An 8,521-nucleotide genomic window follows, 5' to 3' on the forward strand; every position below is an offset into this window, starting at 1 on the left:
AGTTAATTAGCTTTTAGTATATAAAAAATCAGCTCAACTAAAATAAACAAATCCCAATTATCAAGTAAAAATTTTTCAAGTTTTGACTTATTCTCCGCAAGAAAAAGCTGTTTTTCCTCATCTCCCAAATTAAATCTAACAGTAAGAGGCTCAACAATGTGAGACACCTTTCTTACCCTTCTATATCATTAATAAATTCGTATCCAAAGAACCCTAATAACATCCTGTTCACTCACATTTTCTTTTTCCAAATAAGCACCTATTTTAACATATCTATATATCATTGTCTATGGGTCTATAGTCTAAACAAAATTCATAAAAACTGCCATATCCATCAAATCTATATACTTTATTCTTCTTAATTTCATTAAGAGCCTTAGCGAGTTCAATTTTATTGATACCCTCTTCAAAGTCCTAGCCTTAAATTCCTCCTTAAGCTGCAAAGATCTCCATCTAATCTTTTTTCTTATTAAGGTTACTTTTGATTTTAGCCGACGAATCCCCACTCTGCTCTTAATAGTACTAATGATACTTACTTTCATCTTGATTCCTCGGTATTAAATATTTTGTAGTCTAGTTTAGCAAATATTTAATACCATCCTTACACTTGTAGTGTCTTCAATAACTTTAGCAACTTTTAAATACTCTTTATAATATCTCTCGCCTTCCTGCGGTTTCAATCTGTAAGTCACCATTCTTTGAATGGCGGCACTTCTATGAATTTTAATCGGAATATATTCCTCATAAAGTTGCTGCAAGCTATAAAAAAACTCTTTTTTTATCTTCCTATTCTCCTCATAAAGAGTCTGAATAATATAATAACTCTTAAAATCTTGCTTTTGATATGCATCAATAATCTCTTGCATTTTACTTTTCAAAATATCATAACTTTCAATTGCCCAAAGCTCTGCAGGCAAAGGTATAACAACCTTAGTAGCAATCATCAAAGAATTAATAAGCTCCTTGTTAACCGAAGGGGGGGTATCAATTAGTATATAATCATACTTGTCAAAATAAGGGGTTAAAATAGTTTTTAATTTATATTCCTGCCCGATAATATTCTCCCCCGAAAACTGAGAAAGTTTAATATGCGAAGGGGCAAAATGCAAATTATCTGTTATTTCATGCACAATGCTCATAAAAGATTTTTTAGACTTTAAAACCTCATAAATATTATACTCCCTTATATCGGTTTTATTCTCAAAATAAGGAAGAAAATAAGAAGTAACACTAGCCTGAGAATCAATATCTATAAGTAAAGTTTTATATCTTTTAGAAAAAATAAAACCCAACATTATAGCCGTTACACTCTTACCAACTCCACCTTTAATCGAAGAGATCACTATAATATCTCTCATCTTATACCCCTAGAATCCAAACATTTAAATCTTTTATCATAAAAAAGTTTATCTAAATTATCTTCCGCAACCAAGAGCTCCTCAGATAAAGAATTAACAACCCCGATATCTTTTGCCTTAATCGAAATATTAAGCTTTTTAATCTTATTTTTTATTGTAAAATAAGAAATATTATTAAGCTTAGCCAAAAAAAGCGGGGTATAATATTTTTTTCCATTATACTCAATAAAAAAATTTTTCAAATTCGTTCTATTGTCCATTAAATTAACTACCCCCTTTAATCATCCTTTCTTTAACTTATCCTTAATAAAAATCTGAGCGTCTTCGCTTAAAAGCAATTCCCTTTTCTTAAAAAACAAATCTTTAGAAGAAATTACTCCCTCTATCTTATTTTTCTTTATATATCTTGAAAGATATGAAGAATCACTATACCCCATCTCCTTTGAAAACTCTTTCAAATTTTTTAAAGAATTTAAAAAATTTAGTGTAATCCTCACAAAACTCTATCTCCTAAACAAATTTTTATCAACAAAATAACTATTTTCAGTATACAACTATGTGATCATTTTGTAAATCAAATTGACAAAACAATTTTTTTAGTATATAAATTATAATGTATATTAATATCTATTTTAAATAAAATAGGGGATAAAAAAGACCTAATAAACAAAGGTCTTAAACAAACTGAAATAAAGGATAAATCGATGAAAAATTTAAATTTCTTTTTGTATAATAACAGCAAACTAAAGAAAAATCAAGTTAGACTAATAAAGCTAATCTCTATTTTAAAATATCTAAACAAAAACAAATTAGGATACAATCAACAAGACATACTTAACTTAACTAACTTTTTCCTAAAAAAGGAAGGTTATGCAGTAATTAAAATAAAAACATTACAAAAAGATCTGGGCTTTTTAAAGAAAAATGACATAATTAAAACATTCATTATAAGACTTGGAGAATATAAAGGTTCAAAAATAAAATATATACCAAAAAAAGATACATATCAAATATTAAAGAGAGTGCTTAATTCAACAGAAGAATTACTTGAAAAAACATTCAATATCATATACAGACTAAGCAAAGAAGAAAAAAGTAGAACAAAAAATAGCAGTGTATATTATATTACTAATAATATAAATAATAAAAGAAAAAACTTCAAAAAACATAAACATCAAAAACTAAACAAAGAATCAAATTACGTATTCATTTTAAACCAAAAAATACCACCCGTAAACAACAAACAAACTATGGTTCAAAAAATTCCAAAACAATCACAAATTAAAGAATAAAATAAAAAGGAAACCCCTTGGGGAAGGGGATTATTTAAAAGAATGTATGGTATGAAGTAAATATTGATAATAAATTCTTTTAATTTTAAAAAAGGAGAATATTTAATAACTAAGTATTAATTCAAAAATTAATCTTTTCAATTTCCCGTGCAAACATTAATCAATATTTTTCTCATAAATTATTAAACAAAAGAAAGCTAATGAATTTAATAATCAAAACTACAAAAACAAACAAAACAAATCAATTGAACAATATCATATAATTTACTAACTCTCAAAAACGTCAAAAATTTAACCAAAGAAATGGCCTTTTAACAAATAGTAATGGTCCTTTTTAAGCTAAAGTATATAAATTAACTAATAATTATCATTATTGAAAATAAATGCCTTTCAGGCATTTATTTTCAATAATGATAATTATTAGTTAATTTATATACTTTAAGTAAAGGATTACACTAAGACAAAAGCCCAACAAAAGAAAGTCCCACCTCCTATGTCTTGTTTTGGAGAGGATTAATAGGAGTGTTGGGGGACTATTGATAAAAAGCTTTCTATCGCATTTATATCTGCTTATAATATTATTTTATTTTTTTAATTTTGTAAATATTTTTAAAAATTTTCATTATATTTGACTTTGACATAAAGATCTAATTTCAATAAAACTAGAAGTATAAATCATATTAGTAAAACATACCCAAACTCGTAGTTAGGCGGTATTGCTTTTTTTGCTTAAAAGTTATTATATATTTAATTGTGTAAATCATATTCAAGCTTTTTAATTGCTCTTAAAAGTCTCATGTGGCCCATTTGCATAGCAGAAATTTTTCTTCTTTTATTACTAATAAAACGCAACTCCTGGCTTATTTTTTTATTCCATGTTTGCATTTTTTTTATCTCTAAAATACTTGGTTCATAATCAATCCATTTTCTATCTATCCACCCTTTTTCCCATTCGTAGTAACCTTCATTGTAGTTAGTTCCATTAGATTCATCAAAATGTCTTGAGAGAGCTGATATTACTTTTGCGCCGTACTGAAGCATTTTATCTGTTTCTGTTTTTGCAATAAATTCATCGTAGTTGTAGATTTTGCCTGTTTGCATATTAACAATATCAACAATTAACTTCAAAGTGTTTACACAATTCACAGCAATATTGCCAAATGGAAGATCTGGGCTGCTTAAACAATTAATATTGACTTTATACTTATTCTTCAGACTTCTGGGTATCTTGAAGAAGTCGACTATAAATCCATCTATCTTGGCCTTGTAATTTGCCTCATACTGAGAATTTCCGAAAAAGGTTTCTCTATTGTCTTTAACCATACAGCCACCGCAATCTAGCATTATAGGCAGCTTTCTTCCTTGAATATTGTCTTGTTTAATATTTCCCATCTTCATATCCCCAGAAATCAAAAATTATTGCTTTATTTTTATTTCTTAATCTATACATTATTATAATATATATTAAATAAGAATGAATATAAATAGCTCTTGGTAATTTTTTTAGTCATACCTTAAAAGTTGTTGTTTTTTCATTGATCCTTATATCAATCACAATTAACAATAATGCCAATAGTTAAATCAACGAAGTAAGTAAGACATAAGAAGCTTTGAGCAAATTATTTCCTCAAAGCTTCTTTATAAATGGTTAAAGGTTAAAGATAAAACTAAGTTTATCACAAATCAATGAAAAAACAACAACTTTTAAGGTATGACTAAAAAAATTACCAAGAGCTATTTATATTCATTCTTATTTAATATATATTATAATAATGTATAGATTAAGAAATAAAAATAAAGCAATAATTTTTGATTTCTGGGGATATGAAGATGGGAAATATTAAACAAGACAATATTCAAGGAAGAAAGCTGCCTATAATGCTAGATTGCGGTGGCTGTATGGTTAAAGACAATAGAGAAACCTTTTTCGGAAATTCTCAGTATGAGGCAAATTACAAGGCCAAGATAGATGGATTTATAGTCGACTTCTTCAAGATACCCAGAAGTCTGAAGAATAAGTATAAAGTCAATATTAATTGTTTAAGCAGCCCAGATCTTCCATTTGGCAATATTGCTGTGAATTGTGTAAACACTTTGAAGTTAATTGTTGATATTGTTAATATGCAAACAGGCAAAATCTACAACTACGATGAATTTATTGCAAAAACAGAAACAGATAAAATGCTTCAGTACGGCGCAAAAGTAATATCAGCTCTCTCAAGACATTTTGATGAATCTAATGGAACTAACTACAATGAAGGTTACTACGAATGGGAAAAAGGGTGGATAGATAGAAAATGGATTGATTATGAACCAAGTATTTTAGAGATAAAAAAAATGCAAACATGGAATAAAAAAATAAGCCAGGAGTTGCGTTTTATTAGTAATAAAAGAAGAAAAATTTCTGCTATGCAAATGGGCCACATGAGACTTTTAAGAGCAATTAAAAAGCTTGAATATGATTTACACAATTAAATATATAATAACTTTTAAGCAAAAAAAGCAATACCGCCTAACTACGAGTTTGGGTATGTTTTACTAATATGATTTATACTTCTAGTTTTATTGAAATTAAATCTTTATGTCAAAGTCAAATATAATGAAAATTTTTAAAAATATTTACAAAATTAAAAAAATAAAATAATATTATAAGCAGATATAAATGCGATAGAAAGCTTTTTATCAATAGTCCCCCAACACTCCTATTAATCCTCTCCAAAACAAGACATAGGAGGTGGGACTTTCTTTTGTTGGGCTTTTGTCTTAGTGTAATCCTTTACTTAAAGTATATAAATTAACTAATAATTATCATTATTGAAAATAAATGCCTGAAAGGCATTTATTTTCAATAATGATAATTATTAGTTAATTTATATACTTTAGCTTAAAAAGGACCATTACTATTTGTTAAAAGGCCATTTCTTTGGTTAAATTTTTGACGTTTTTGAGAGTTAGTAAATTATATGATATTGTTCAATTGATTTGTTTTGTTTGTTTTTGTAGTTTTGATTATTAAATTCATTAGCTTTCTTTTGTTTAATAATTTATGAGAAAAATATTGATTAATGTTTGCACGGGAAATTGAAAAGATTAATTTTTGAATTAATACTTAGTTATTAAATATTCTCCTTTTTTAAAATTAAAAGAATTTATTATCAATATTTACTTCATACCATACATTCTTTTAAATAATCCCCTTCCCCAAGGGGTTTCCTTTTTATTTTATTCTTTAATTTGTGATTGTTTTGGAATTTTTTGAACCATAGTTTGTTTGTTGTTTACGGGTGGTATTTTTTGGTTTAAAATGAATACGTAATTTGATTCTTTGTTTAGTTTTTGATGTTTATGTTTTTTGAAGTTTTTTCTTTTTATTATTTATATTATTAGTAATATAATATACACTGCTATTTTTTGTTCTACTTTTTTCTTCTTTGCTTAGTCTGTATATGATATTGAATGTTTTTTCAAGTAATTCTTCTGTTGAATTAAGCACTCTCTTTAATATTTGATATGTATCTTTTTTTGGTATATATTTTATTTTTGAACCTTTATATTCTCCAAGTCTTATAATGAATGTTTTAATTATGTCATTTTTCTTTAAAAAGCCCAGATCTTTTTGTAATGTTTTTATTTTAATTACTGCATAACCTTCCTTTTTTAGGAAAAAGTTAGTTAAGTTAAGTATGTCTTGTTGATTGTATCCTAATTTGTTTTTGTTTAGATATTTTAAAATAGAGATTAGCTTTATTAGTCTAACTTGATTTTTCTTTAGTTTGCTGTTATTATACAAAAAGAAATTTAAATTTTTCATCGATTTATCCTTTATTTCAGTTTGTTTAAGACCTTTGTTTATTAGGTCTTTTTTATCCCCTATTTTATTTAAAATAGATATTAATATACATTATAATTTATATACTAAAAAAATTGTTTTGTCAATTTGATTTACAAAATGATCACATAGTTGTATACTGAAAATAGTTATTTTGTTGATAAAAATTTGTTTAGGAGATAGAGTTTTGTGAGGATTACACTAAATTTTTTAAATTCTTTAAAAAATTTGAAAGAGTTTTCAAAGGAGATGGGGTATAGTGATTCTTCATATCTTTCAAGATATATAAAGAAAAATAAGATAGAGGGAGTAATTTCTTCTAAAGATTTGTTTTTTAAGAAAAGGGAATTGCTTTTAAGCGAAGACGCTCAGATTTTTATTAAGGATAAGTTAAAGAAAGGATGATTAAAGGGGGTAGTTAATTTAATGGACAATAGAACGAATTTGAAAAATTTTTTTATTGAGTATAATGGAAAAAAATATTATACCCCGCTTTTTTTGGCTAAGCTTAATAATATTTCTTATTTTACAATAAAAAATAAGATTAAAAAGCTTAATATTTCGATTAAGGCAAAAGATATCGGGGTTGTTAATTCTTTATCTGAGGAGCTCTTGGTTGCGGAAGATAATTTAGATAAACTTTTTTATGATAAAAGATTTAAATGTTTGGATTCTAGGGGTATAAGATGAGAGATATTATAGTGATCTCTTCGATTAAAGGTGGAGTTGGTAAGAGTGTAACGGCTATAATGTTGGGTTTTATTTTTTCTAAAAGATATAAAACTTTACTTATAGATATTGATTCTCAGGCTAGTGTTACTTCTTATTTTCTTCCTTATTTTGAGAATAAAACCGATATAAGGGAGTATAATATTTATGAGGTTTTAAAGTCTAAAAAATCTTTTATGAGCATTGTGCATGAAATAACAGATAATTTGCATTTTGCCCCTTCGCATATTAAACTTTCTCAGTTTTCGGGGGAGAATATTATCGGGCAGGAATATAAATTAAAAACTATTTTAACCCCTTATTTTGACAAGTATGATTATATACTAATTGATACCCCCCCTTCGGTTAACAAGGAGCTTATTAATTCTTTGATGATTGCTACTAAGGTTGTTATACCTTTGCCTGCAGAGCTTTGGGCAATTGAAAGTTATGATATTTTGAAAAGTAAAATGCAAGAGATTATTGATGCATATCAAAAGCAAGATTTTAAGAGTTATTATATTATTCAGACTCTTTATGAGGAGAATAGGAAGATAAAAAAAGAGTTTTTTTATAGCTTGCAGCAACTTTATGAGGAATATATTCCGATTAAAATTCATAGAAGTGCCGCCATTCAAAGAATGGTGACTTACAGATTGAAACCGCAGGAAGGCGAGAGATATTATAAAGAGTATTTAAAAGTTGCTGAGGTTATTGAAGACACTTAAAGTGTAAGGATGGTATTAAATATTTGTAAACTAGTTTACAAATATTTAATACCGAGGAATCAAGATGAAAGTGAGTATCATTAGTACTATTAAGAGTAGAGTGGGGGATTCGTCGGCTCAAGTCAAAAGTAACTTTAATAAGAAAAAAATCAATCGAGATATTTGCAGCTTAAGGAGGAAATTAAGGCTAGGACTTTAGAAGAGGTTGTCAATAAAATTGAACTCGCTAAGGCTCTTTATGAAATTAAGAAGAATAAATTATATAGATTTGATGGATATGGCAGTTTTTATGAATTTTGTTTAGACTATAAATTTAGTAGGACAATGATATATAGATATGTTAAAATAGGTGCTTATTTGGAAAAAGAAAATGTAAGTGAACAGGATGTTATTCAGGGTTCTTTGAATAAAATTATTAATGATATGAGGGTTAAGAAAGGTGTCTCGCATTGTAGACCTATTACTGTTAGATTTAATTTGGGAGATGAGGAAAAACAGCTTTTTCTTGCGGAGAATAAGTCAAAACTTGAAAAATTTTTACTTGATAATTGGGATTTGTTTATTTTGAGTTGAGCTGATTTTTTATATACTAAAAGCTAATTAACT

The 8,521-nt window shown here is 26.8% G+C and carries 13 protein-coding genes; 6 read left to right on the forward strand and 7 right to left on the reverse strand.

What is annotated here, in order from left to right; all coding sequences use genetic code 11:
* Positions 1-2 precede the first annotated feature (2 nt).
* From ACWUD1_RS05850 to ACWUD1_RS05870, 5 genes are all read right to left on the reverse strand, one after another.
* Positions 3-167 (reverse strand): hypothetical protein, encoded by a 165-nt coding sequence (locus tag ACWUD1_RS05850; RefSeq protein ID WP_472757205.1) that lies wholly within the window; start codon positions 165-167, stop codon positions 3-5.
* Positions 168-273: 106 nt separating this feature from the next.
* Entirely contained in the window at positions 274-399 is a 126-nt protein-coding gene (locus ACWUD1_RS05855; RefSeq protein WP_472757214.1) for a plasmid partition family protein, read from the reverse strand.
* 179 nt (positions 400-578) lie between these two features.
* Complete coding sequence (locus ACWUD1_RS05860) at positions 579-1,358, reverse strand: ParA family protein (protein WP_472757206.1); 780 nt, start codon at positions 1,356-1,358, stop codon at positions 579-581.
* A complete protein-coding gene (locus tag ACWUD1_RS05865) occupies positions 1,355-1,618 on the reverse strand; it encodes a hypothetical protein (protein ID WP_472757207.1) in 264 nt (87 codons plus the stop codon). The genes ACWUD1_RS05860 and ACWUD1_RS05865 overlap by 4 nt, the downstream gene beginning before the upstream one ends.
* A gap of 21 nt (positions 1,619-1,639) precedes the next feature.
* Entirely contained in the window at positions 1,640-1,855 is a 216-nt protein-coding gene (locus tag ACWUD1_RS05870) for a hypothetical protein (protein ID WP_472757208.1), read from the reverse strand.
* 207 nt (positions 1,856-2,062) lie between these two features.
* Here ACWUD1_RS05870 and ACWUD1_RS05875 point away from each other — a divergent pair, with 207 nt between their 5' ends.
* On the forward strand, positions 2,063-2,650 hold the full coding sequence (locus ACWUD1_RS05875) for a plasmid maintenance protein (protein ID WP_472757209.1): 588 nt from the start codon (positions 2,063-2,065) through the stop codon (positions 2,648-2,650).
* Positions 2,651-3,397: 747 nt separating this feature from the next.
* Here the strand turns inward: ACWUD1_RS05875 and ACWUD1_RS05880 are convergent.
* The gene (locus tag ACWUD1_RS05880) at positions 3,398-4,042 is read right to left on the reverse strand and encodes a hypothetical protein (protein WP_472757210.1); all 645 of its coding nucleotides are present in this window, start codon (positions 4,040-4,042) and stop codon (positions 3,398-3,400) included.
* Between the two features lie 438 nt (positions 4,043-4,480).
* On the opposite strand from ACWUD1_RS05880, the gene ACWUD1_RS05885 reads away from it, so the two are divergent.
* Positions 4,481-5,125: a hypothetical protein gene (locus ACWUD1_RS05885; protein WP_472757210.1), complete on the forward strand. Its 645-nt coding sequence runs from the start codon at positions 4,481-4,483 to the stop codon at positions 5,123-5,125.
* Between the two features lie 868 nt (positions 5,126-5,993).
* On the opposite strand, the gene ACWUD1_RS05890 is transcribed toward ACWUD1_RS05885, so the two are convergent.
* The gene (locus ACWUD1_RS05890) at positions 5,994-6,461 is read right to left on the reverse strand and encodes a plasmid maintenance protein (protein ID WP_472757211.1); all 468 of its coding nucleotides are present in this window, start codon (positions 6,459-6,461) and stop codon (positions 5,994-5,996) included.
* Between the two features lie 207 nt (positions 6,462-6,668).
* On the opposite strand from ACWUD1_RS05890, the gene ACWUD1_RS05895 reads away from it, so the two are divergent.
* The 4 genes from ACWUD1_RS05895 to ACWUD1_RS05910 all read left to right on the forward strand — a co-directional run bounded on the left by ACWUD1_RS05895 (position 6,669) and on the right by ACWUD1_RS05910 (position 8,488).
* Positions 6,669-6,884 (forward strand): hypothetical protein, encoded by a 216-nt coding sequence (locus ACWUD1_RS05895; protein WP_472757208.1) that lies wholly within the window; start codon positions 6,669-6,671, stop codon positions 6,882-6,884.
* Positions 6,885-6,905: 21 nt separating this feature from the next.
* Positions 6,906-7,169 (forward strand): hypothetical protein, encoded by a 264-nt coding sequence (locus tag ACWUD1_RS05900; RefSeq protein ID WP_472757207.1) that lies wholly within the window; start codon positions 6,906-6,908, stop codon positions 7,167-7,169.
* Positions 7,166-7,915 carry a ParA family protein gene (locus ACWUD1_RS05905; protein ID WP_472757212.1) on the forward strand — a complete coding sequence of 250 codons (750 nt, stop codon included), beginning with the start codon at positions 7,166-7,168 and terminating at the stop codon, positions 7,913-7,915. The genes ACWUD1_RS05900 and ACWUD1_RS05905 overlap by 4 nt, the downstream gene beginning before the upstream one ends.
* Positions 7,916-8,077: 162 nt before the next feature.
* Positions 8,078-8,488 (forward strand): chromosome replication/partitioning protein, encoded by a 411-nt coding sequence (locus ACWUD1_RS05910; protein WP_472757213.1) that lies wholly within the window; start codon positions 8,078-8,080, stop codon positions 8,486-8,488.
* Positions 8,489-8,521: the final 33 nt, after the last annotated feature.

The organism is Borrelia tillae, from assembly GCF_055693965.1.

Coding starts and splice junctions, on each gene's coding strand:
- ACWUD1_RS05890 (WP_472757211.1), bottom strand. CDS start 6,461: ATGAAAAATTTAAATTTCTTTTTGTATAATAACAGCAAACTAAAGAAA.
- ACWUD1_RS05860 (WP_472757206.1), bottom strand. CDS start 1,358: ATGAGAGATATTATAGTGATCTCTTCGATTAAAGGTGGAGTTGGTAAG.
- ACWUD1_RS05885 (WP_472757210.1), top strand. CDS start 4,481: ATGGGAAATATTAAACAAGACAATATTCAAGGAAGAAAGCTGCCTATA.
- ACWUD1_RS05905 (WP_472757212.1), top strand. CDS start 7,166: ATGAGAGATATTATAGTGATCTCTTCGATTAAAGGTGGAGTTGGTAAG.
- ACWUD1_RS05900 (WP_472757207.1), top strand. CDS start 6,906: ATGGACAATAGAACGAATTTGAAAAATTTTTTTATTGAGTATAATGGA.
- ACWUD1_RS05875 (WP_472757209.1), top strand. CDS start 2,063: ATGAAAAATTTAAATTTCTTTTTGTATAATAACAGCAAACTAAAGAAA.
- ACWUD1_RS05880 (WP_472757210.1), bottom strand. CDS start 4,042: ATGGGAAATATTAAACAAGACAATATTCAAGGAAGAAAGCTGCCTATA.
- ACWUD1_RS05865 (WP_472757207.1), bottom strand. CDS start 1,618: ATGGACAATAGAACGAATTTGAAAAATTTTTTTATTGAGTATAATGGA.